Here is a 22,111-nt window from a genome sequence, read left to right as displayed (position 1 = left end):
GCATGCAGACCACCCGTTCGAAATCGGCAACCGCTTATTTTAGACGCGAACCGGAGCCCCTTCCGGCTCGCGTCGGACACGAAATGCGGCGGCGTACATCGCCGGCAGCGCCAGCAGCGTCAGCGCGGTCGCCACGATCAATCCGCCCATGATGGCCACGGCCATCGGACCCCAGAACACGCTGCGCGAGAGCGGGATCATCGCCAGCACCGCCGCGGCCGCCGTCAGCACGATGGGCCGCAGGCGTCGCACGGCCGACTCGACGATGGCGTCCCAGGCCGGCACGCCGGCCGCCCGGTCGCTTTCGATCTGGTCGATCAGGATCACCGAATTGCGCTGGATCATCCCCATCAGCGCGATCACGCCGAGCAGGGCCACGAAGCCGAACGGCCGGTCGAGCACGAGCAGTGCCGCGGCCACGCCGGCGATGCCCAGCGGCCCGGTCATGAACACCAGCAGCGCGCGGCTGAAGCTGTGCAGCTGCAGCATGAGCAGCGTGAAGACCAGGAACAGCATGATGGGCACACCCGCGACGATGGAGTCGGAACCCTTGCTGCTCTCCTCGACCGCGCCGGCGACCTCGATGCGGTAGGCGGTCTGTCCCTGGGCATGCCAGCGCGCCTCCAGCTCGCGCAGGGCGGGCAGCAGTTCCTTGGTCACGGTGGCGCCCTGCAGGCCGTCGACGATGTCGCTCTGCACGGTGATGGCGTAGTTGCGGTTCTGCCGCCACATCACGCCCGGCTCCCAGGTGAAGACCGGCTTGGCGATCTGCAGCAGCGGGATCGAGCGGCCCGACGCCGTCGGCAGGTAGGCGCTGCCGATGTCCGAGATCTCGCCGCGCTCGTCGGCCGACTGGCGCAGCACGATGTCGATCAGCCGGTCGCCCTCGCGGTACTGGCCGACGGTGGTGCCGCTGAACATGGTGCGCGAGGCCTGCGCGATGGCCTGGCTGGTGACGCCGAGCGCGCGTGCCTTGGCCTGGTCGACCTCCAGCCGCACCACCTTGACCGCCTCGTTCCAGTTGTCGTTGACGCCACGGGTGTGCGGGTTGGACCGCATCAGCGCGGCCACCTCGTCGGCGCGCTGGCGCAGTTGCGCGGGGTCGCTGCCGATGACGCGGAACTGCACCGGATAGGCCACCGGCGGCCCGTTGGGCAGCAGCTTCGGACGGCCACGCACCTCCGGGAACTCCTGGGCCAGGATGCCCGGCAGCTTGGCGCGCAAGGCATCGCGCTGCTTCAGATCCTTGGTCAGCACGATCATCTGGGAGACGTTGCTCTGCGGAAAGATCTGGTCGAGCGGCAGATAGAAGCGCGGCACGCCGTTGCCGATCCATGTCGTGACGGAGGTCACCGCGCCCTCGGTCATGAGCCGCCGCTCGACCCGCCGGGCGACCTCTTCGTTGGCGGCGAAGCTGGTGCCTTCGGGCATCCAGAGATCGACCAGGATCTCCGGGCGGACCGAGTCCGGGAAGAACTGCTGCTGCACGCGCCCCATGCCGGCGATGCCCAGCGCGAAGATCGCGACGGTCGCGCCGATGGTGATCCAGCGATGCGCGATGCAGGCGTTCACCGCGCGGCGGAAGGCGTTGTAGAAGCGCGAGTCGAACATCTCGTGCGGTGGCGCGTCGGGATCGTGCGGCTTGACCTTGAGTAGCAACGTGCCGAGATAGGGCACGAAATACACCGACACGATCCACGACAGCACCAGAGCGATCACGGTGACGGCGAAGATCGCGAAGGTGTATTCCCCGGTCACCGACTTCGCGATGCCGATGGGCAGGAAGCCGGCCGCCGTGATGAGCGTGCCGGTCAGCATCGGCTTGGCCGTGACGTCGTAGGCGAAGGTGGCGGCGCGCACCTTGTCGTAGCCCTCCTCCATCTTCCGCACCATCATCTCGACGGCGATGATGGCGTCGTCCACCAGCAGTCCCAGCGCGATGATCAGCGAGCCCAGCGAGATCTTGTGCAATCCGATGCCGAAGTAGTCCATCGCCAGGAAGGTCACGGCCAGCACCAGCGGGATCGTGATCGCCACCACCAGGCCCGGCCGGATGTCGATGGTCCAGCCGAAACGGCCGCCCCGGTGCAGTCCCAGCGCGATGAAGCTCACGGCCAGCACGATGCCCACCGCCTCGATCAGGACATGCACGAATTCGTTGACCGAGGTGGCCACGGCCACGGGCTGGTCCTGGACCTGCGAGAGCGTCACCCCGGCGGGCAGGCCGCGCTGGATGTCCGCCAGCGCCAGCCGCAGCGACTTGCCCAGCGCGATGATGTCGCCGCCCTTGGTCATGGACACGCCCAGCGCCACCACCTCGCGGCCCTGGTGGCGCACCTTGGTCACGGGCGGATCGACCGTGCCGCGCACGATGCCGGCGATGTCGCCGAGCCGCAACTGATTGCCCGAGCTGCCGCGGATGGGCATCTCGCGCAATTGCTCGACGCTGGTGAACTGGCCGGCCACGCGCACCTGCAGCACGTCCAGCGGCGACTGGATGGTGCCGGCGCTCTCCACCGCGTTCTGCGCGCCGATCTGCTGCAGCACGGCGTTGAAGTCCAGGCCGAGCTGCGCCACGCGCTTCTGCGACACCTCGATGTAGATCCGCTCGTCCTGCAGGCCGAACTGCTCGACCTTGGCGACGTCCTTGACGCGCAGCAGGCTCTGGCGCACGTCGTCGGCGAAGGTCCTGACCTCGGCCGGCGAGAACCCTTCGGCTTCCAGCGCATAGATCACACCATAGACGTCGCCGAAGTCGTCGTTGAAGAACGGCCCCACGACGCCGCCGGGCAGCGTCGCGCGCATGTCGCCGATCTTCTTGCGCACCGTGTACCAGATGCCGGCCACCTCGCTCGCCTTCGACGAATCCTTGATCTCGAAGATGATCTGCGACTCGCCGGGCTTGGAATAGCTGCGGATGCGATAGGCGTAGGGCACTTCCTGCAGCGTGCGCTCGAGCTTGTCCGTGACCTGCTCGGCCATCTGCTGCGCCGTGGCGCCGGGCCAGAGCGTGCGCACCACCATGACGCGGAAGGTGAAGGGCGGATCCTCGTCCTGGCCGAGCTGGAAGTAGGCCGCGAAGCCCAGCACCATCAGCGCCACCATCAGGTAGCGCGTCAGGGCGACGTGTTCGAGCGCCCAGCGCGACAGGTTGAAGCCGGCGCGGGAGGTCGTACCGCCCGGCATCGCCGCGTCGGGCATGGAGGGATCGCGCGCGGCGCCGGAGTCGTTCATCGTCCGGTCCTCAGCGTGCCGCCGCGGGCGCGGCCAGGGAGGATGGCGGCGCTGCCGGTGCCGGTGCCGGTGCGGACGCGGCCGCCGCCGCGGCGGCCAGACGGTCCTGGTAGATCGTGACCTTCTGGCCTGGCGACAGCACGTGCACCCCCGCGACCACCACCAGTTCGCCCGGCTTCAGGCCCGACGCGATCACGGCCTGGTTGCCATCGGCCGTCGCCACCTGCACCGGTTGCGAGCGCACCGTCATCGTGGCTCGATCCAGCACCCACACCGCGCTGCCACCGCCAGCCTGGCGCAACGCGCTGGTCGGCAGCTTCAGCACCGGCTGGTCGGTGCGCGCCAGCGCCTGCGGCCGCGCGTACACCGTCGCGCCCAGCGGCGGCGCGCTGGCCGCGTCGATCGCGACCTTGACGGCATAGGTGCGGGTGACGGCATCGGCGCTGGCCGCGACCTCGCGCACGCGACCCTCGATCTCCTCGCCCCCGGCCCACCCGCGCACGGCGACGGCCGACCCCAGGCGCATCTGCGCCGCGCGGTCCTCGGGCACCGCGAACACGACGTCGCGCGCGCCGTCCTGCGCGATGCGCACCACCGGCGTGCCGGCCGACACCACCTGGCCCGGCTGCGCCTCCACGGCCGTGACGATCCCGGCCACGTCGGCCGTGAGGGTCGTGTAGGACGCCTGATTGCCCTGCGACGCGAGTTGCGCCCGGCCCTGTTCGAACTGGGCCTGCGCCGCCTTCCAGGTCGATTCGCGGCGCTCCAGTTCGGCGCCGCTGATGAAGTTCTGCGCGCGCAGTTCGCGATAACGCTGGAGGTCGGCGGCGGCGAGATCGCGGTTGGTGACCGCCGCCGCCAGCTGGGCCCGCGCGGCTTCGGCGGCGAGCCGGTAGTCCTGTGGATCGAGCTGTGCCAGCACCTCGCCCGCACGCACGTGCCGGCCCAGTTCGGCCTGCCGGCGCAGGATCTTTCCGGCCACCCGGAAGCCGAGCTGCGACTCGATGCGGGCGCGCACCTCGGCGGAGTATTCGGGCGTGGTCTCGATGCCGCTGGCGCCCACGGCCTGGACCTTGACGGCGCGCAGCGGCTCTTCGACGGGTGCCGGGCGCGAGCAGCCGGCGAGCGCGACGACCAGTGCCAGCAGCAGGCACGCAGCGCCGGTCGACGAAGCCATCGGATGGGGAAAAAGCACGGTCATGGACCACCTCGTTGTGCACTGAAGGCCACTAATGACCGAACGGTTAGTAATCTAGGATAAGCGTCAGACACTGTCAATCGGTCCGGCGGAGGGTGGAAAGCAACCCCGGCGGCCGCCCGGTGCGGCGGGTCGTCGACAATCCTGCGCGTGCCGTCCTCCTCCCCCTTTCCCGTGCCGCCGTCGACGGCGCCGACGCTCGCCGCGCCGCCGACCCACTACGAGAACTTCCCCGTCGCGTCGTGGCTGTGCCCGCCGCGCCTGCGACCTCCGATCGCGGCCATCTACCACTTCGCCCGCACGGCCGACGACATCGCCGACGAAGGCGATGCCGGCCCGACGCCGCGCCTGGCCGACCTGCGCGACTTCCGCGCCGAACTGGCCGTCGCGGCGCGCGGCACGGTCGACCCCGCCTCGCGCTGGCCCGACGTCTTCGGCCCGCTCGCCCACGCGATGCGGACCTTCGCGCTGCCGGAGGCATTGCTGGCCGATCTGCTCGATGCCTTCGCCCAGGACATCGCCCACACGCGCGATCGCCGCTGGTATGCCGACCGTGCCGGGCTGCTCGACTACTGCCGACGTTCGGCCAACCCGATCGGCCGGCTGCTCCTGCATCTCTATGGCGTCGACGACGCGCCGTCGCTCGAGCGCAGCGACGCCATCTGCAGCGCCCTGCAGCTGATCAACTTCTGGCAGGACCCGAGCGTCGACCTGCCGCGCGAGCGGCACTACCTGCCGCTCGCGGATTGCGCGGCATGCGGGCTCGGACCGGAGGATTTCGAACGCTTCCGTCCGCTGGGCAGCGACGCGCCGCCCGCCGCCGCGCTGACCCTGGTCGCCCGCCAGGTGGCCTGGGCGCGCGAGCTGATGCGCGAAGGCGCGCCGCTGGTGCACCGCCTGCCCGGGCGGGCCGGCTGGGAGCTGCGCCTGGTGGTCCAGGGCGGCCTGAGGATCCTGGACAAGATCGAGGCGCAGGGCTTCGACAGCTTCTCGCGCCGCCCGACCATCGGCGGGGGCGACGCGCCGCGCCTGGCCTGGCGCGCCCTGTGGATGCGGAGACAATCGCCCGCATGACCACCCAGCAGACCGCGCGTTCGACCCGATGAATCCCGACCAGTACGTGCAGGACAAGGCGGCCGCCTCGGGCAGCAGCTTCTATTACGCGTTCCTGTTCCTTCCCAAGCAGCGCCGTGCCGCGATCACCGCGTTCTATGCCTTCTGCCGCGAGATCGACGACGTCGTCGACGAGGTGCGCGATCCCGGCGTCGCCGCCACCAAGCTCGCCTGGTGGCGTACCGAGATCGCCCAGTCCTTCGCCGGCCAGCCCCACCATCCGGTGATGCAGGCGCTCATGCCGTTGGCGGCCGAGCACGGCATCGAGGCCGCGCAGCTCCAGCAGATCGTCGATGGCTGCCAGATGGACCTCGACCAGACCCGCTACCTCGACTTCCACGCCCTGGGGCGCTATTGCCACCTGGTGGCCGGCGTGGTGGGCGAGGTCGCGGCGCGCATCTTCGGCCAGTCCGATCCGCAGACGACCGACTATGCCCACCGGCTCGGACTCGCGCTGCAGCTCACCAACATCATCCGGGACGTCGGCGAGGACGCCCTGCGCGGTCGCATCTACCTGCCGGTCAACGAGCTGCAGCGCTTCGACGTCAAGGCGCACGAGATCCTCAACCGCGTGCATTCGGAGCGCTTCGTCGCGCTGATGAAGTTCCAGGCCGAGCGCGCCCACCAGGCCTACGACGAGGCCCTGGGTCTGCTGCCCGCGGCCGACCGCCGCAACCAGAAACCGGGCCTGATGATGGCGAGCATCTACCGCACGCTGCTGCGCGAGATCGAGAGCGACGACTTCCAGGTGCTGAACCAGCGCGTCAGCCTCACGCCGGTGCGCAAGTTCTGGCTGGCCTGGCAGGTGCAGGCACTCGGACGGCTGTAGGTCGGACAGTGTGAGGGTCGCCGTGATCGGTGCCGGGTGGGCCGGCCTCGCCTGCGCGGTCGAGGCCACGCGCGCGGGCCATCGCGTCGCCCTGTTCGACGCCGCGCGCACCACCGGCGGCCGCGCGCGCCGTATCGAGGGCGATGCCGGCATCCGTGCCGGTCCACCGCTGGACAACGGGCAGCACATCCTGATCGGCGCCTACCGCGAGACGCTGGCGTTGATGCGCCTGGTCGGCGTCGATCCGGAGACCGCCCTGCTGCGTCTGCCGCTGTCGCTGCGACGGCCCGACGGCACCGGGCTGGCCGTGCCGGCGGGGTGGCCGGCGCCACTCGACCTGCTCGCCGGCATCGCCACGGCGCGTGGCTGGAACTGGCGCGACAAGACGACCCTGATGCGAAGCGCCTGGCGCTGGCGACGCGCCGGCTTCCGCTGCGCCGGCACGGCCACGGTGAGCGATCTGTGCCGCGACCTCACGCCACGCGTGATGGACGAGCTGATCGATCCGCTGTGCGTGTCGGCCCTCAACACGCCCTCGGTCCGGGCCAGTGGCCAGGTGTTCCTCACCGTCCTGCGCGATGCGCTCTTCGGCCTCCCGGGCGGCGCCGACCTGCTGCTGCCACGCGTCGATCTCGGTGCCCTGCTGCCCGATGCCGCCCTGGACTGGCTCGCCCGTCACGACGCCACGCTGCACCTGGGAACGCGCGTCGACATCCTCGAGCCGGGCGGACCGGGCGGCGCGCCCTGGCGCATCCACGACCTGCCCTTCGATCACGTCGTGCTGGCCGGCGCTTCCTGGGATGCCGCCCGGCTGCTGCGCCACAGCGCCATCGACGCGCCGGCCTGGATCGAGGCCGCCGAGTCGCTGCGCTTCGAGGCGATCGCCACGGTGTATCTCGAAGGCGCGACGCCCCTGGCCGCGCCCATGCTGGCCCTGCGCTCGTCGGTCGACGAACCGGCGCAGTTCGTCTTCGACCGCACCCGCCTGGGTGGCCCGGCGGGCCGCCTGGCGCTGGTCGTGAGCGCCGTCGATGTCCCGCGCGAGATCCTGGAGCGACGCGTTCTGGAGCAGGCCCGGAAGGTCCTCGGTCAGCCGGGGCTGCGCATCCTGCGCACGATCGTCGAGAAGCGCGCCACCTTTTCCTGCACGCCCGGCCTGCGACGGCCTGCGGGCGACATCGACGCCACCCTCGGCGCGTGCGGCGACTATGTGGAGGGGCCGTATCCCGCCACCCTGGAAGGCGCCGTGCGGAGTGGTCTGACCGCCGCCCGCCGAATATCGGGCACCGAACGTCAAAAAAACTTCATATCTGTTACATGAAGTCATGAAAATGGATTTGGGACGGCTAAATTTGGCAATACCTCGAATTTGCCAAAATCAAATGCAACATCCAATCAAATCATTGATTTTTCCAACTATTCGATTTTTCAACGGCGACATTCTTTATTTTTAGAAAGAATGAGTTGTTTATTGCAGACAAACATGTTGTAGCTTGATTTCATCAGCAAAGTTTTTGGACGTAATAAACATTACTTCAGATTGCGGATGACCTAGCGGGATTAGCCTTGGGGGTACAGGGTCCATTTCTCATGGATCGGTGCTCAACCAACCACCAGGAAGCCGTAAATGTCAGAAACGCACGAGTTTGATAAGACCATTTCGACGAGAACGCAAACAACGTCGACGGCCGTGGGCGGAGACCCCGCACGCATCAATATCTGCCAACTCGACAGTCATTCAGCAGTACGCTTCGGCCTGGAATGCAAGATCCGCAGTCAATACGACATGCATTGGATCGGTTCCGGCTCTGATTTTCGTGAAGTCGCTGCTCTGCTCAGGGAATTCACCTGCGACGTCGTCATCGTGGAATACCAGCTCGAGGGGCTGGAGAACGACGGCTGGAATCTCATCAAGCAGTTCCAGCGCAATTTCCCCGACACGCGCCTGCTGGTCTACACCGGCTACATGAGCCAGGCCACCCAGGCCCTCATCACGCGGGCCGGCGTGTCCTGCGTGTTGTCCAAGCGCTGCTCCATGGACAAGCTCATCAGCGTCATCCGCGAGCTGGGATTCGCCTCCTGGCATTCGCGTTTCCATGGCGACCGCAAGCGCCCCAAGCCGCCGGAGATCCAGTTCGATTCGATGAACATCGCGCCCGCGTCGAACAACGAGGCCCTGGATGGCGCGGGCCTGTCGACGCGCGAGATGGAAGTGCTGCGGTGCCTGCTCCAGGGCATGTCCGTCAGCGAGATCAGCCACAAGTTCGTGCGCAGCATCAAGACCATCAGCTCGCAGAAGCAGGCCGCCTTCCGCAAGCTCAGCGTCAGCAGCAACCAGGATCTGTTCCGGCTGCAGAAGTCGTTCCACATCCGGTGACGCCGGACTCCTCCCGGGTCGCGCGCATCGGGTCCCGCCATGCCGGGCGGCCCCGTGCGTTCGATCTCAGTTCGCGCCGAGCGCGCGGCAGAGACTGAGCAGATCGGGCACCACCAGCTGGGGCCGCGCACCGTGGGCCCAGGGCTGACGCTCGTCGTCCGGCTTGCGATCCAGCCAGACCGCCTGCATGCCGGCGTCGAGCGCCCCCACCACGTCCAGCGCCGCATCGTCGCCCACATGCAGGATGGCCTCCGGCGCCAGCCCGATCGAGGCGGCGGCGGCGTGGAAGATCGGCGCGTGCGGCTTGCCGCTGCCGAAGACGTGGGCGCTGAAGGCGCCACGGAACCAGTGCCCGATGCCGGTCCGATGGATGTCGGCATTGCCATTGGAGATCGCCACCAGCGGATAGCGTTCGCTCAGCCATTGCAGCGCCGGCGCGGCATCGTCGTAGAGCACGACGCGCTGGCGCGCGGCGAAGAACACGTCGAAGGCCGGGTCGGCCAGCAGCGGATCCTCGCCGGCGCGGCGCAGGGCCGTGCGGATCGACTCGCGGCGCAATGCGCTCATGTCGTGCGCGAGGTCGGAGCGCTCGCGCTCGGTGGCTTCGCGCAGTTCGCGCAGCACGCCGGGCGTGAGCAGCAACTCGGCCGTGCCCGGCGCCTCGCGCAGCAGGAACTCGTGCAGCGCCACCTCGGCCCGCTCGATGGTCGGCCAGATCGGCCACAAGGTGTCGTCGAGGTCCAGCGAGATGCCGGCGATGCGGTCGATGTCGAGGCCGTCGTGGAGGGCCATGGCCGGGGGCGCCGGGGTCTCTGAGGTCATGCCGCAGAATATCGCATGCTCCCGAACGACCCCGCCGGCGCCCGTGCCGATGCCCTGGCGCCCGCCGCCCCATCCCGCCCCACCGACCCGCCTTCCACCGTCCGCACCGCCATCCTGTGGTGCAACCTGGGCTCGCCCGATGCACCGACCGCGCAGGCCGTGCGCCCCTACCTCTCGCAGTTCCTGCACGACCACCGCGTGGTGGAGATTCCGCGCGCCATCTGGTGCCTGATCCTGCACGGCATCATCCTGCGCGTGCGACCGGCCAAGTCGGCGGCCAAGTACGCCAGCATCTGGCTGGCCGAAGGCTCGCCGCTGAAGGTCTGGACCGCCCGGCAGGCGACGCTGCTGGCCGGCTGGCTCGGCGAGCGCGGCCACCGGCTCACGGTGCGCGCGGCGATGCGCTATGCCAATCCGTCGATCGGCTCGCAACTCGATGCCCTGCAGGCCGAGGGCATCGCGCGCGTGCTGGTGCTGCAGGCCTATCCCCAGTATTCGGCCACCACCACCGCCAGCGTGATCGACGCCGTCGCCCAGTGGACGCGCACGCAGCGCCGTCTGCCGGAGCTGCGCTTCGTCAACGACTTCCACGACGATCCGCTCTACATCGACGCCCTGGCGCAGAGCGTGCAGGCCTACTGGAAGCGGCACGGCCGGCCCGACCAGCTGGTGATGAGCTTCCATGGCATCCCCGAGCGCAACATCCGCCTGGGCGATCCCTACCAGTCGCAATGCCTGGAGACCGCGCGCCTGCTGGCCGAGCGACTCGGGCTGTCGGCGCAGCGCCATCGCGTGACCTTCCAGTCGCGCTTCGGCCGCGCCAAGTGGCTGGAGCCCTACACCGAGCCGACCCTGCGCGAGCTCGGCAAGGCCGGGGTCGGGCGGGTCGACGTGATGTGCCCGGGCTTCCCGGCCGACTGCCTGGAGACCCTGGAGGAGATCGCCATGGAAGGGCGCGAAGCCTTCCTGCACGAGGGCGGTCGCGAGTTCCACTACATCCCCTCGCTCAACGACGATCCGGCCTGGATCACCGCGCTGGCCGGCATCGCCGAACGCCACCTCGCCGGCTGGCCGACGAAACCGCAGGAAGTAAGGGGCGAGCCACGCCGTTAGAAAGGTACGACGAATGGCGTACGGCTTTGCTTGCCGTGATGGAAGACCCTCGGTACATTGCATTTTTTGAGGGTCCGCAATGTCCGTCGACACCGTTTCCGATTCTTCCTCCTCACCCACCATCCCGGTTTCCCCCTCCCCCCTGTTCGATGCCTCGGGCCATGCGGCGGCGGTCATTCCGCCGGCCATGGCATTGCCGGTCGAGACCGGTGGATCGATCTCGCCCTTCTACAACGCGCCGCTGGCGACCGCTCCGCGCCACATCCGGCTGACCTCGCATTCGAGCGGCTTCGGCTCGCTGCCGATCCGCTGGGGCGCCGCCACGCCGGCCGAGCGCGGTCCGATCGTCGGCACCACCACCCGCCGCGCGCATCGCAACGTGATCGGCACCCACAGCGGCTCCTACAGCGTCTACCGCGCACTGGCGGTGGCCGCCGGCGCGCTCAAGCGCGAGCACAAGGCCGACCTCACCAACACCTCGCCGACCGATGCCATCGGCCCCTATCCGCAATGGACCGAGCCCGGCCGCATCGTCTCGCTCGACCCATGGGGCGCGCTGGTGGCCGACGTCTTCGCCGGCGAGCTGTCCGCCGGCTACGACATCCGCCCGACCATCGCCATCACCAAGGCCCACGTGATCCTGCCGGAGGTGATCGAGGCGCTGCAGAGCGGCCGCCTGCAGGCCGACGGCCGCTTCCTCACCGCCGGCGGCGCCGCGCTGGTGACCAAGGCCGCCATCGAGCCGGTCTGGTACCTGCCCGAGGTGGCACGGCGCTTCGGCTGCTCCGAGACCGACCTGCGCCGCACCCTGTTCGAGGAGACCGGCGGCATGTACCCGGAACTGGTGACGCGCTCCGACCTGGAGGTCTTCCTGCCACCGATCGGCGGCCAGACCATCTACATCTTCGGCAATCCGCGCGACCTGGCCAATCCGGAGGTCGAGCTCACCGCCCGCATCCACGACGAGTGCAATGGCTCGGATGTCTTCGGCTCCGACATCTGCACCTGCCGGCCCTACCTCACGCACGCCATCGAGGAATGCATCCGCGGCGCCCAGCGCGGCGGCGTCGGGCTGATCGCCTACTCGCGCAAGGAGGGCCGCGCCCTCGGCGAAGTCACCAAGTTCCTGGTCTACAACGCGCGCAAGCGCCAGGTCGGGGGCGACACCGCCGACCAGTATTTCGCTCGCACCGAATGCGTGGCCGGCGTGCAGGACATGCGTTTCCAGGAGCTGATGCCCGACGTCTTCCACTGGCTGGGCATCAGGAAGATCCATCGCCTGGTGTCGATGAGCAACATGAAGTTCGACGCCATCACCGGCTCGGGCATCGAGATCGGCGAACGCGTCAACATCCCCGACGAACTGATCCCGGCCGATGCCCGCGTCGAGATGGATGCCAAGATGGCGGCCGGCTATTTCACGCCCGGCCCGGTGCCGGGCGCAGAAGAATTGAAGAAGGCCAAGGGCCGGGGACTCGACCAATGAACACCGCCACGCGCACGACCACCACCACCACCACCACCGCCGACGACGACCGCGCCGCCGCGCGCGTCGAGGCCGACATCGCCCCCGACTACGACCAGCCCGGCAACGCCGTGGGCTACCTGCGCACCGCTGGCGCCGTGCGCGAGCGCGCCGCCGCCCTGCTGGCACGGGCGCGTCGCGGCGAGTCGACATGGTTCTCGATCGGCGCCGACGCCACGCTCGACACCGCCGCGCAGGCCGTGGCCGATGCGGCGCGCGAGCGCTATCCATCGGGCCGCATCCCGTTCCACAGCCGCTGGCGCCATTTCGAGGCCGGCGGCGTCGACCGGCTGGCCCGGCTGGACGCCCTGCTGGGCGCCGACGTGACGCCGCGCGAACGCGCCCGCGTGCAGATCGACCTGGCATTGGTGAGCGTGCTGCTCGATGCCGGCGCCGGACCCGACTGGCACTATGTCGAGCCGGCCAGCGGCCAGCGCTTCACGCGCTCCGAGGGCCTGGGCGTGGCCAGCTTCCACGCCTTCACGGCCGGCCTGTTCTCCTCCGACGCGGAGCGGCCGCTGCAGGCCGATGCCGCCGGCCTGCGCGGCCTGTCGGGCGACCGCCTGGCCGAGGCGTTCCAGGTCAGCGCGGCCAATCCGCTGGTCGGCCTGAGCGGGCGCACCACCCTGCTGCGCCGGCTCGGCGAGGCACTGGCCCAGCAGCCGGAGATCTTCGGCCACGACGGAGCGCCCCGGCCCGGCGGCCTGTTCGATGCCCTCGTGAGCGCCTATGGCCCGGCGGCGCCGCCGACGGCCGAGATCTCGGCCGAGGAGATCCTGCAGCTGGTGCTGGACTCGCTCTCGCGCATCTGGCCCGCCGGCAACGCCCTCGACGGCGACATCCTCACCGGCTCGGGCGATCCGGCGCTGGCCCTGGGCGACTGCTGGCCGCATGGCGCGGTGCGCGGCCCCGGCCTGACCGATGGCTGGATGCCGTTCCACAAGCTGTCGCAGTGGCTGACCTACTCGCTGCTTGAGCCCTTCGAGTGGGCCGGCATCAAGGTGCGCGGCATCGACCGGCTCACCGGCCTGCCCGAGTACCGCAACGGCGGCCTGTTCATCGACACCGGCGTGATCGTCGCGCGCGACGAGGCCTTTCTCGAAGGCACCTGGCAGGTCGGCGACGAGTTCGTGGTCGAGTGGCGCGCCCTGACCGTCGCGCTGCTCGACGAGGTGGCGCCGCGCGTGCGCGCGCTGCTGGGCCGGAGCGCCGAGGAGATGCCGCTGGCCTGCGTGCTCGAGGGTGGCACCTGGGCCGCCGGCCGCGTGCTGGCACAGCGCTTGCGAGCGGGCGCACCGCCCCTGATCATCGAAAGCGACGGCACGGTGTTTTGACTCGCCCCAGTCTTCGCGCACTTCGTGTCGCTGCGCCAACCCCCTGCCGGGGGCAACACCGGCGGACCGGCGGAGCCGGTTCCGCGGTGTTCCCGGAATGCGGGAATGTCGGCTTTCACCGTCTCGACGCAGCCTCTTATCCTCGTTCATTCGTCGTCTTCAACGCCTTTGGGCCATCGTCCTCCATGAGTCAAACAACAAGCAGCAACGTCCACGTCATCGACCATCCCCTCGTCCAGCACAAGCTGACGCTCATGCGGCGCAAGGAGGCGTCGACCAACAGCTTCCGCCGCCTGCTCAACGAGCTCAGCATGCTGATGGCCTACGAGGTCACGCGCGACATGCCGATGCAGGACATCGAGGTCGAGACGCCGCTGGAGACCATGACCGCCAAGGTCATCGATGGCAAGAAGCTGGTGCTGGTGTCGATCCTGCGCGCGGGCAACGGCATCCTGGAGGGCATGCTCAGCGTGGTGCCGGGCGCGCGCGTCGGCCACATCGGCCTGTACCGCGACCCCAAGACGCTGACCGCCGTCGAGTACTACTTCAAGATGCCCGGCGACATGCAGGACCGCGACATCATCGTCGTCGATCCGATGCTGGCGACCGGCAATTCGGCCATCGCCGCGGTCGAGCGACTGAAGGAGATGAGCCCGAAATCGATCAAGTTCGTCTGCCTGCTGGCCTGCCCGGAGGGCGTGAGGAACCTGCAGGAAGCGCATCCGGACGTGCCGATCTACACCGCCGCCATCGACCGCGAACTCGACAGCCATGGCTACATCCTGCCGGGCCTGGGCGATGCGGGCGACCGCATCTTCGGGACGAAATGAGGCTCGCCCCCAGGCTTGCTCGCTGCGCGTAGCAGCACCACCCCCCTGCCGGGGGCAACACCGGCGGGCCGGCGGAGCCGGCTCCACGGTGTTCGCGCGGGGCCGGGCCTCCCTGCGGGATGTCGGCCGGTGCGTGGGCGGGCAGACGTTTTTTTTATCGATGAGGAGAAGATCTTGAACGCACGCCGTGAATTGATCGTGGGTGGGGCCGCCGTGGCGGCGGGACTGGCGCTGGGGCTGCCGGTGCTGGCGCAGCCGGCGCCGGCGGGCAAGCTGAAGGTGGCGGCCGTGTACACGGTGCCCTTCGAGCAGCAGTGGGTCGGGCGCATCCACAAGGCATTGCTGGCGGCGCAGGCGCGCGGCGAGATCGACTACAAGGCGACGGAGAACGTCGCCAACGCCGACTACGAGCGCGTGCTGCGCGAGTACGCGACGGCGGGCCACCAGCTGATCCTGGGCGAGGTCTTCGGGGTCGAGCAGGCGGCGCGCCGGGTGGCCCGGGACTTCCCGAAGGTGGCGTTCCTGATGGGGTCGTCGCAGAAGCCGCAGGCGCCCAACTTCAGCGTCTTCGACAACTACATCCAGGAGCCGGCCTACCTCTCGGGCATGGTGGCCGGCGGCATGACGAAGACCCATCGCATCGGCATGGTCGGCGGCTTCCCGATCCCCGAGGTGAACCGGCTGATGAACGCCTTCATGGCCGGCGCCCGGGAGACCGACCCAAAGGTGGAATTCAGCGTCAGCTTCATCAACAGCTGGTTCGATCCACCCAAGGCCAAGGAAGCCGCCTTCGCCATGATCGACAAGGGCGCCGACGTGATGTACGCGGAGCGCTTCGGCGTCAGCGACGCCGCCCGCGAGAAGGGCAAGCTCGCCATCGGCAACGTCATCGACACCCAGGCGCAGTACCCGGACACCGTGGTCGCCTCGGCGCTGTGGAACTTCGAGCCCTCGGCCGACCGCGCGATCCGCCTGGTGAAGGAAGGCAGGTTCGCGGCCGAGGACTATGGCGTCTATTCGACCATGAAGCACAAGGGCTCCGAGCTGGCGCCGCTGGGCACCTTCGCCAGGAAGGTGCCGGCCGAGGTCGTGACCCGGGTCCAGGCCCGGCAGGCCGAGATCCTGGCCGGCACCTTCGTCGTGAAGGTCGACGACTCGCAGCCGAAATCGACCGCGAAATGAAGCGGGCGATCGCGCTCGGCGTCCTGTGCGCCGGCCTGCTCGCGGGCTGCGCGGGCATGCCGCCGGGGCCAACCGCCGTGCCCGCCACGGCCGTCGGTGCGGCGCCCGTCCCCATGCCCGCGCGCACGCCACCGGCCGCCGCCGATGCCGATGCCGGCGCGCGCCTGGATGCCGTGCCGCGCATCGCCATCGTCTCGGCCTTCGAGCCCGAGCTGGTGCTGCTGCGCGAGCGGCTGGCGCAGCCGGTCGTCCACCGCGTCCATGGCGTCGAGTTCACGACCGGCCTGCTGCAGGGCCGGCCGGTGGTGCTGTTCCTCTCCGGCATCAGCATGACCAACGCGGCCATGAACACCCAGCGCGCGCTCGACCGCTTCGCCGTCACGCACCTGGTCTTCAGCGGCATCGCCGGCGGCGTCGATCCCACGCTGCACATTGGCGACGTGGCGGTGCCGGCGCAATGGGGCTCGTATCTCGAATCGCTGTTCGCGCGCGAGACTGCGCCCGGCCGCTTCACGGCGCTCCGCACCTCCAAGGACGCCGGCTTCGCCAACTTCGGGATGATCCATCCGCGCGCGGTGCAGGTGCGGTCCGCGCATGGCGCCGAGACCCGCTTCTGGTTCGAGGTCGACCCCGGCATGCTGGCGGCCGCGCGTGGCCTGCAGGATGTCGAGCTGGCCGGCTGCGACCGCGCCGGGCGCTGCCTGGGCAGCCGGCCGCGCCTGGTGGTGGGTGGCAACGGCGTCTCGGGCGCGGCCTTCGTCGACAACGCCGAATTCCGCCGCCATGCCTTCGCCACCTTTGCCGCCCGCGTGCTCGACATGGAGACCGCGGCCGTCGGCCAGGTGGCCTGGAGCAACGGCGTGCCCTTCATCGCCTTCCGCTCGCTCAGCGATCTCGCTGGCGGCGGCGCCGGCGAGAACGAGATGCGCGCCTTCATGGGCCTCGCCGCGGACAACTCGGCCCGGGTGCTGCTGGCCTTCCTGGCCGCCTGGCGCTGATGGCCTCCCTGGCGATGCCATCCGTCCCCGGGACGCCGCCCACCATGCCGGCCGCCGAGCCGCCGCCGGTGCTGCGCCTCGAGGGCATCACCAAGCGCTTCGGCCGCCTGGTCGCCAACGACGCCATCTCGCTGACATTGCAGGCCGGCGAGGTGCTGGCGCTGCTGGGCGAGAACGGCGCCGGCAAGTCGACCCTGATGTCGATCCTGTTCGGCCACTACACGGCCGATGCCGGCCGCATCGAGGTCTTCGGCCGCCGCCTGCCGCCCGGGCATCCGAAGGCGGCGCTGGCCGCCGGCATCGGCATGGTGCACCAGCACTTCGCCCTGGCCGACAACCTGAGCGTGCTCGACAACGTGCTGATGGGCACCGAGCCGCTGTGGCGCCCGTTCTCGCATCGCGCGCAGGCGCGCGAGCGGCTGCGCGAGGTGTCCGAGCGCTTCGGCCTGCCGGTGGCGCCGGATGCGCGCGTGGGCGACCTGTCGGTGGGCGAGCGCCAGCGGGTGGAGATCCTGAAGGCGCTCTATCGCGGCGCGCGCATCCTGATCCTCGACGAGCCGACCGCGGTGCTGACGCCGCAGCAGAGCGAGGCGCTGTTCGCCACGCTCGCGCGCATGGTGGCGCAGGGACTGTCGATCATCTTCATCAGTCACAAGCTGCCCGAGGTGCTGCGCGTGTCGCATCGCGTCGCCGTGCTGCGCGGCGGCCGGCTGGTGGCCCAGGCCTACGCGGCCGACACCACGCAGGCCGAACTGGCGCGGTGGATGGTCGGCCACGCGGTGGCGACGACGGCGCGGCGCCGGCCGGCCCATGGCGTCGGCGAGGCGGTCTGCGTGCTCGACCGCGTCGACACCGAGGGCGGCGGCGACGACCGGCTGGAGGAGGTCTCGCTGACCCTGCGCGCGGGCGAGATCGTCGCCATCGCCGGGGTCTCGGGCAACGGACAGGTCGCGCTGGCCGAGCTGCTGTGCGGCCTGCGGCGCGCCAGCGGCGGCACGGTGCGGCTGCTCGGCCGGCCGCTGCCGCCCGCGCCGGCCGAGGTGGTGGCGCTGGGCGTGGCGCGCGTGCCGGAGGACCGCCACGCGGTCGGTGTGATCGGCGACCTGCCGGTGTGGGAGAACGCGGTGTCGGAGCACCTGCGCGGGCCGGTGTTCTCGCGGCCCGTGCTGCCGGGTCTGCGCTGGGTGCGGCGCGCCGCCGCGCGGGCGCATGCGCGGCGCATCGAGGCGGCCTACGACGTGCGCGGCGCCGGCCTGGACGCGCCGGCGCGTTCGCTCTCCGGCGGCAACATGCAGAAGCTGATCCTCGGCCGCGCGCTGACTGAACCCGGCCCGCCCGTCGGCGCCTGGAACGAGACCCCGCCGCGCCTGATCGTCGCCCACCAGCCGACCTGGGGGCTGGACATCGGCGCCGTCGCGTATGTGCACACGCAGCTGATCGCCGCGCGCGACGCCGGCGCGGCGGTGCTGGTGATCTCCGACGACCTCGACGAGGTGCTGGCGCTGGGCGACCGGGTCGCCGTCATGCACGGCGGGGAGCTGGGCATGGCCCGCGCGGCCGAGCACTGGACGCGCCAGGAGATCGGCCTGGCGATGGCGGGCGCCTGACGACCATGAGACTCGAACGTCGTCCCACGACCTCGCGGACCGCGCTGGTGCTGGCGCCCCTGGGTGCCATCGCCTTCACGCTGGCGATCAGCGCGCTGCTGGTGCTGTGGGCCGGCGCGCCGGTCGGGCGCACCTATGCCCTGCTGCTGCAGGGCGGCTTCGGTTCGGTGTTCGCCTGGAGCGAGACGCTCACGCGGGCGACGCCGCTGATCCTCACCGGCCTGTCGGCGGCGATCGCCTTCCGGGCCCGGCTGTTCAACATCGGCGCCGAGGGCCAGCTCTACGCCGGCGCGCTGGCCGCCGTGGCGGTCGGCGGCATGCACGGCGGCGGCGAGGGCTTCGCGCTGGCGCCCTGGCTGCTGCTGCCGCTGGCCCTGGCCGCCGCGGCGGTGGCCGGCGCGCTGCTGCTGCTCGGCCCGGCGCTGCTCAAGCGGCGCCTGGGCGTCGACGAGGTGGTGACCACGCTGCTGCTCAACTTCATCGTGCTGCTGGGCGTGTCGGCACTGCTCGACGGACCGATGAAGGACCCCTCGGCCATGGGCTGGCCGCAGAGCGTGTCGCTCCAGGGCGCGCTCGAACTCGGCAAGCTGATCCCGCAGACCCGCGTGCACACCGGCCTGCTGGGCGCCATGGCGCTGGCCGTGGCGGCCTGGGTGGTGATGCGCCACACGGTGGCCGGCTTCGACCTGCGCGCCGTCGGCGCCAACGCCCGGGCGGCCGAATTCGCCGGCGTGCCGGTGACGCGCACGGTGGTGGCGGTGGCGCTGTGCTCGGGCGCCCTGGCCGGACTGGCCGGCGCCATCGAGGTCGCCGGCCGCACCGGCTATGTGACGCTCGACATGTCGCCCGGCTATGGCTACGCGGGCATCGTGATCGCGATGCTGGCCGGGCTGCATCCGCTGGGCGTGGTCGCCGCGGCGGTGTTCGTCGCCGGCGTGCTGGTCGGCGCCGACACCATGAGCCGCGCCGTGGGCGTGCCGACCTACATCGCCGACGTCATCGTCGCCACCTCGCTGATCGCGGTGCTGGTGGCGACCCTGCTGACCCAATTCCGGATCCGGGCCCGATGAGCGACATCCTCGACCTGCTCGCCGGCGCGCCGTTCTGGATCGCCACCCTGCGCATCGCGACGCCGCTCATCCTCGGCACGCTGGGCGTGCTGCTGTGCGAGCGCGCGGGCGTGCTCAACCTGGGCATCGAGGGGATCATGGTGGCCGGCGCGTTCTCGGGCTGGCTGGCGGTCTACCTCGGACTGCCGCTGTGGGGCGGGGTCGCGGTGGCGGCGCTCACCGGGGCGGCCTTCGGGCTGCTGCATGCAGGGCTCACGGTCGGACTGGCACTGTCGCAGCACGTCTCCGGGCTGGGCATCACGCTGCTGGCGACGGCGCTGAGCCACTATGCCTACCGGGTCAGCTTCCCCAAGGTCGCCACGCCACCCACCGTGACGCCATTCGCGCCCATGGACTGGCTGCCGATCCCGGTGCTGGGCGCCCAGACGGCGCTGACCCTGCTGGCGCTGCTGCTGGTGCCCCTGGTGGCCTGGATGCTGCAGCGCACGCCGGCCGGCCTGGCGCTGCGGATGGTCGGCGAGAACCCGCACGCGGCCGAGAGCCAGGGCCTGTCGGTCGCGGCCACGCGCACCGCCGCCATCGTCGCGGGCTCGGCCCTGATGGGCGTGGCCGGCGCCTTCCTCACGCTGTCGGCCTTCAACGCCTTCTTCTTCAACATGATCAACGGTCGCGGCTGGATCTGCGTCGCGCTGGTGGTGTTCGCCTCGTGGCGGCCGGGCAAGGCGCTGCTCGGAGCCCTGCTGTTCGCCTTCTTCGACGCCCTGCAGCTGCGCCTGCAGCAGTCGGGCGATGCCGCGCTGCCCTACCAGCTCTATCTGATGCTGCCCTATGCGCTGTCGATCGTCGCGCTGGTGCTGGTGGCGCGCAAGGCCAGCTATCCGCAGGCATTGATGAAGCCCTATCGCCAAGGCGAACGCTGAAGTCGCCTCGCGCGTGGTCGAATGGACGCCGGTCTTCCCTCGTTCCGTCTCTCTCGAAAGTGCCCTCCATGATCACCCTCTACACCTGGACCACGCCCAACGGTCGCAAGATCTCCATCCTGCTGGAGGAGCTCGGCCTGCCCTACACCGTGCGGCCGATCAACATCGGCAAGGACGAGCAGTTCGCGCCCGAATTCCTCAAGGTCTCGCCCAACAACAAGATCCCCGCCATCGTCGACGACGAGGCCGATGGCGGTCCGCTGTCGCTCTTCGAGAGCGGCGCCATCCTGACCTACCTGGCCGATCGCCACGGCCGCTTCCTGGCGCCCTCGGGCGCGGCGCGCTGGAAGGCGCTCGAATGGCTCAACTGGCAGATGGGCGGCCTGGGTCCGATGCTCGGCCAGCTCGGCTTCTTCGCCGTGCGCTCCAAGGAGAAGTCGCAGCTCGCCATCGATCGCTTCACCGAGGAGTCCGACCGCCTGCTGGGCGTGATGGACCGCCAGCTCGGCCAGCACGCCTACCTCGCCGGCGCCGACTACACCATCGCCGACATCGCCTGCTATGGCTGGAGCGTCGCCGCCACCACCTTCCTGAAGGACGCTCTGGCCGACAGCCTGGCGACCAAGCCGAACTTCCAGCGCTGGCTGGCCGAGGTCGGCGCGCGCCCGGCGGTGCAGCGCGGCATGGCCGTGCCGCGGGTGTGAGCGCGACTCCGTCGCCCGACACGCCTCAGCCCACCGACCGGACCTGGAGTCCGGATGCCATGCCGGGCATCCGCGCCCTCACCTTCGCCTTCGCGCTCAGCCAGTTCTTCCGCACCTGCCTGGCGGTCATCGCGCCGGAACTGCAGCACGACCTGGGCCTGTCGCCGGCGGGCTTCGGCGCGCTGTCGTCCTGCTTCTTCCTGGCCTTCGCGGTGGCGCAGATCCCGGTGGGCATCGCCTTCGACCGCTATGGCGTGGGCCGGCCGACCCGGCTGCTGACGACATTGGGCGTCGGGGCGTCGCTGCTGTTCGTCGTCGCGCCCGGTGGCGCGATGGCGATGGTGGCGCAGGCCGGCCTGGGGCTGGCGTGCGCGCCGGTCTTCATGGGCCTGATGCACTATGCCTCGGAGCAGCTGCCGGCATCGCGCTATGCCCCGGTGGTCGGCCGCGCCAACGCGCTGTCGATGCTCGGCGCCCTGTGCGCGACGGCGCCGCTGGGCTGGGCCGCGCATCGCTTCGGCTGGCGCGCGGCATTGGCGCTGGCGGCGGTGTGCATGGGTGTCGCCTGCATCGGCATCTGGCGCCACGTGCAGGACCAGGGCCATGCCGAGGCGCGCGCCGAGCGCCCGCTCGCATTGCTGGCCGGCAGCCTGCGCCTGCTGGCCATCCCGTCCCTGTGGACGCTGATCCCGCTGTGCCTGGCGATGGCCGCCGGCACCACCTTCCGCAATGCGTGGGGCGGGCCCTATCTGGCCGATGTCTTCGCGCTCGGCACCGATGCCCGCGGACTGGCGCTGGCGCTGCTCAGCCTGGGCGGCTTCGGCACGGCCTTGCTGCTGCCGCTGCTGGTGCGACGCCTGTCGCTGCGCACCGCCGTGCTGGCCTGGTCGGTGCTGCCGCTGGGCTGCGGCGCGCTGTTGGCCGCCTGGCCGGCGTCGGCCCTGGTGCCGGCCCTGGCCCTGCTGACCGGGCTGGCGACCATCGGCATGGTGCATCCGCTGGTGATGGCCCACGGGCGCGGCATGGTGGCGCCGGCGCTGCGCGGACGCGGCCTGGGCGTGCTCAACACCTTCGTCTTCCTGGGCTCGGCGGCGACCTCCTGGATCTTCGGCCAGATCGCCGAGGCCAGCCTGCGCCATGGCTGGAGCGCCGCCTCGACCTATGCGTGGATCTTCCTGTGCGCCACGGTGGTGGTGGCCGCCGGCGTCGCGCTCTACGCCCTGAGTCCACGGCCGACGACCGCATGAGGCGCGCG

General features: G+C 70.4%; 18 protein-coding genes. 15 read left to right on the top strand and 3 right to left on the bottom strand.

From position 1 onward, the window contains the following. Positions 1-39 precede the first annotated feature (39 nt). A complete protein-coding gene (locus tag AC1MLT_RS02755) occupies positions 40-3,186 on the bottom strand; it encodes an efflux RND transporter permease subunit (protein WP_481034882.1) in 3,147 nt (1,048 codons plus the stop codon). A 58-nt stretch (positions 3,187-3,244) separates the two neighbouring features. After that, on the bottom strand, positions 3,245-4,435 hold the full coding sequence (locus AC1MLT_RS02750; protein ID WP_481033753.1) for an efflux RND transporter periplasmic adaptor subunit: 1,191 nt from the start codon (positions 4,433-4,435) through the stop codon (positions 3,245-3,247). 171 nt (positions 4,436-4,606) lie between these two features. Here AC1MLT_RS02750 and hpnC point away from each other — a divergent pair, with 171 nt between their 5' ends. From hpnC to AC1MLT_RS02730, 4 genes are all read left to right on the top strand, one after another. Next, positions 4,607-5,506, top strand: coding sequence for a squalene synthase HpnC (hpnC, locus tag AC1MLT_RS02745; RefSeq protein ID WP_481033752.1), 900 nt, complete (start codon positions 4,607-4,609; stop codon positions 5,504-5,506). Between the two features lie 28 nt (positions 5,507-5,534). After that, positions 5,535-6,374 (top strand): presqualene diphosphate synthase HpnD, encoded by an 840-nt coding sequence (hpnD, locus tag AC1MLT_RS02740; protein ID WP_481033751.1) that lies wholly within the window; start codon positions 5,535-5,537, stop codon positions 6,372-6,374. Between the two features lie 25 nt (positions 6,375-6,399). Beyond that, on the top strand, positions 6,400-7,695 hold the full coding sequence (gene hpnE, locus AC1MLT_RS02735; protein ID WP_481034881.1) for a hydroxysqualene dehydroxylase HpnE: 1,296 nt from the start codon (positions 6,400-6,402) through the stop codon (positions 7,693-7,695). 306 nt (positions 7,696-8,001) lie between these two features. Continuing rightward, positions 8,002-8,751 carry a response regulator transcription factor gene (locus AC1MLT_RS02730; RefSeq protein ID WP_481033750.1) on the top strand — a complete coding sequence of 250 codons (750 nt, stop codon included), beginning with the start codon at positions 8,002-8,004 and terminating at the stop codon, positions 8,749-8,751. Between the two features lie 66 nt (positions 8,752-8,817). Here AC1MLT_RS02730 and AC1MLT_RS02725 read toward each other — a convergent pair whose 3' ends face one another. Next, entirely contained in the window at positions 8,818-9,573 is a 756-nt protein-coding gene (locus tag AC1MLT_RS02725) for an HAD family hydrolase (protein ID WP_481033749.1), read from the bottom strand. A 15-nt stretch (positions 9,574-9,588) separates the two neighbouring features. On the opposite strand from AC1MLT_RS02725, the gene hemH reads away from it, so the two are divergent. The 11 genes from hemH (at position 9,589) to AC1MLT_RS02670 (ending at position 22,103) form a co-directional block, all read left to right on the top strand. Continuing rightward, positions 9,589-10,686 carry a ferrochelatase gene (gene hemH, locus AC1MLT_RS02720; RefSeq protein ID WP_481033748.1) on the top strand — a complete coding sequence of 366 codons (1,098 nt, stop codon included), beginning with the start codon at positions 9,589-9,591 and terminating at the stop codon, positions 10,684-10,686. 79 nt (positions 10,687-10,765) lie between these two features. Next, a complete protein-coding gene (locus AC1MLT_RS02715) occupies positions 10,766-12,172 on the top strand; it encodes a GTP cyclohydrolase II (protein WP_481033747.1) in 1,407 nt (468 codons plus the stop codon). Next, positions 12,169-13,545: a URC4/urg3 family protein gene (locus AC1MLT_RS02710; protein WP_481033746.1), complete on the top strand. Its 1,377-nt coding sequence runs from the start codon at positions 12,169-12,171 to the stop codon at positions 13,543-13,545. The genes AC1MLT_RS02715 and AC1MLT_RS02710 overlap by 4 nt, the downstream gene beginning before the upstream one ends. A 185-nt stretch (positions 13,546-13,730) precedes the next feature. Then, a complete protein-coding gene (gene upp, locus AC1MLT_RS02705; RefSeq protein WP_481033745.1) occupies positions 13,731-14,375 on the top strand; it encodes a uracil phosphoribosyltransferase in 645 nt (214 codons plus the stop codon). A 174-nt stretch (positions 14,376-14,549) separates the two neighbouring features. Next, entirely contained in the window at positions 14,550-15,557 is a 1,008-nt protein-coding gene (locus tag AC1MLT_RS02700; protein WP_481033744.1) for a BMP family protein, read from the top strand. Then, a complete protein-coding gene (locus AC1MLT_RS02695) occupies positions 15,554-16,555 on the top strand; it encodes a 5'-methylthioadenosine/S-adenosylhomocysteine nucleosidase (protein WP_481033743.1) in 1,002 nt (333 codons plus the stop codon). Before AC1MLT_RS02700 ends, AC1MLT_RS02695 begins: the two co-directional genes overlap by 4 nt. A gap of 14 nt (positions 16,556-16,569) precedes the next feature. After that, positions 16,570-18,162, top strand: coding sequence for an ABC transporter ATP-binding protein (locus AC1MLT_RS02690; RefSeq protein WP_481033742.1), 1,593 nt, complete (start codon positions 16,570-16,572; stop codon positions 18,160-18,162). 5 nt (positions 18,163-18,167) lie between these two features. Then, positions 18,168-19,232, top strand: a complete 1,065-nt coding sequence (locus tag AC1MLT_RS02685) for an ABC transporter permease (RefSeq protein ID WP_481033741.1) — start codon at positions 18,168-18,170, stop codon at positions 19,230-19,232. Further along, positions 19,229-20,152 carry an ABC transporter permease gene (locus AC1MLT_RS02680; RefSeq protein WP_481033740.1) on the top strand — a complete coding sequence of 308 codons (924 nt, stop codon included), beginning with the start codon at positions 19,229-19,231 and terminating at the stop codon, positions 20,150-20,152. Before AC1MLT_RS02685 ends, AC1MLT_RS02680 begins: the two co-directional genes overlap by 4 nt. Before the next feature lie 68 nt (positions 20,153-20,220). Continuing rightward, positions 20,221-20,856 carry a glutathione S-transferase family protein gene (locus AC1MLT_RS02675; protein ID WP_481033739.1) on the top strand — a complete coding sequence of 212 codons (636 nt, stop codon included), beginning with the start codon at positions 20,221-20,223 and terminating at the stop codon, positions 20,854-20,856. Then, a complete protein-coding gene (locus tag AC1MLT_RS02670) occupies positions 20,853-22,103 on the top strand; it encodes an MFS transporter (RefSeq protein WP_481033738.1) in 1,251 nt (416 codons plus the stop codon). The genes AC1MLT_RS02675 and AC1MLT_RS02670 overlap by 4 nt, the downstream gene beginning before the upstream one ends. Positions 22,104-22,111 lie beyond the last annotated feature (8 nt).

It is taken from the genome of Variovorax sp. PEI5, from assembly GCF_056679935.1.
Note: the sequence above shows the minus strand (reverse complement) of the source record. Positions and strands in the feature narration are given on the sequence as shown.

Excerpts from the sequence above, each read along its gene's own strand:
- AC1MLT_RS02755 (WP_481034882.1), bottom strand. The coding sequence starts at position 3,186 with ATGCCGGGCGGTACGACCTCCCGCGCCGGCTTCAACCTGTCGCGCTGG.
- AC1MLT_RS02750 (WP_481033753.1), bottom strand. The coding sequence starts at position 4,435 with ATGACCGTGCTTTTTCCCCATCCGATGGCTTCGTCGACCGGCGCTGCG.
- hpnD (WP_481033751.1), top strand. The coding sequence starts at position 5,535 with ATGAATCCCGACCAGTACGTGCAGGACAAGGCGGCCGCCTCGGGCAGC.
- AC1MLT_RS02730 (WP_481033750.1), top strand. The coding sequence starts at position 8,002 with ATGTCAGAAACGCACGAGTTTGATAAGACCATTTCGACGAGAACGCAA.
- AC1MLT_RS02725 (WP_481033749.1), bottom strand. The coding sequence starts at position 9,573 with ATGACCTCAGAGACCCCGGCGCCCCCGGCCATGGCCCTCCACGACGGC.
- hemH (WP_481033748.1), top strand. The coding sequence starts at position 9,589 with ATGCTCCCGAACGACCCCGCCGGCGCCCGTGCCGATGCCCTGGCGCCC.
- AC1MLT_RS02715 (WP_481033747.1), top strand. The coding sequence starts at position 10,766 with ATGTCCGTCGACACCGTTTCCGATTCTTCCTCCTCACCCACCATCCCG.
- AC1MLT_RS02710 (WP_481033746.1), top strand. The coding sequence starts at position 12,169 with ATGAACACCGCCACGCGCACGACCACCACCACCACCACCACCGCCGAC.
- upp (WP_481033745.1), top strand. The coding sequence starts at position 13,731 with ATGAGTCAAACAACAAGCAGCAACGTCCACGTCATCGACCATCCCCTC.
- AC1MLT_RS02695 (WP_481033743.1), top strand. The coding sequence starts at position 15,554 with ATGAAGCGGGCGATCGCGCTCGGCGTCCTGTGCGCCGGCCTGCTCGCG.
- AC1MLT_RS02690 (WP_481033742.1), top strand. The coding sequence starts at position 16,570 with ATGCCATCCGTCCCCGGGACGCCGCCCACCATGCCGGCCGCCGAGCCG.
- AC1MLT_RS02685 (WP_481033741.1), top strand. The coding sequence starts at position 18,168 with ATGAGACTCGAACGTCGTCCCACGACCTCGCGGACCGCGCTGGTGCTG.
- AC1MLT_RS02680 (WP_481033740.1), top strand. The coding sequence starts at position 19,229 with ATGAGCGACATCCTCGACCTGCTCGCCGGCGCGCCGTTCTGGATCGCC.
- AC1MLT_RS02675 (WP_481033739.1), top strand. The coding sequence starts at position 20,221 with ATGATCACCCTCTACACCTGGACCACGCCCAACGGTCGCAAGATCTCC.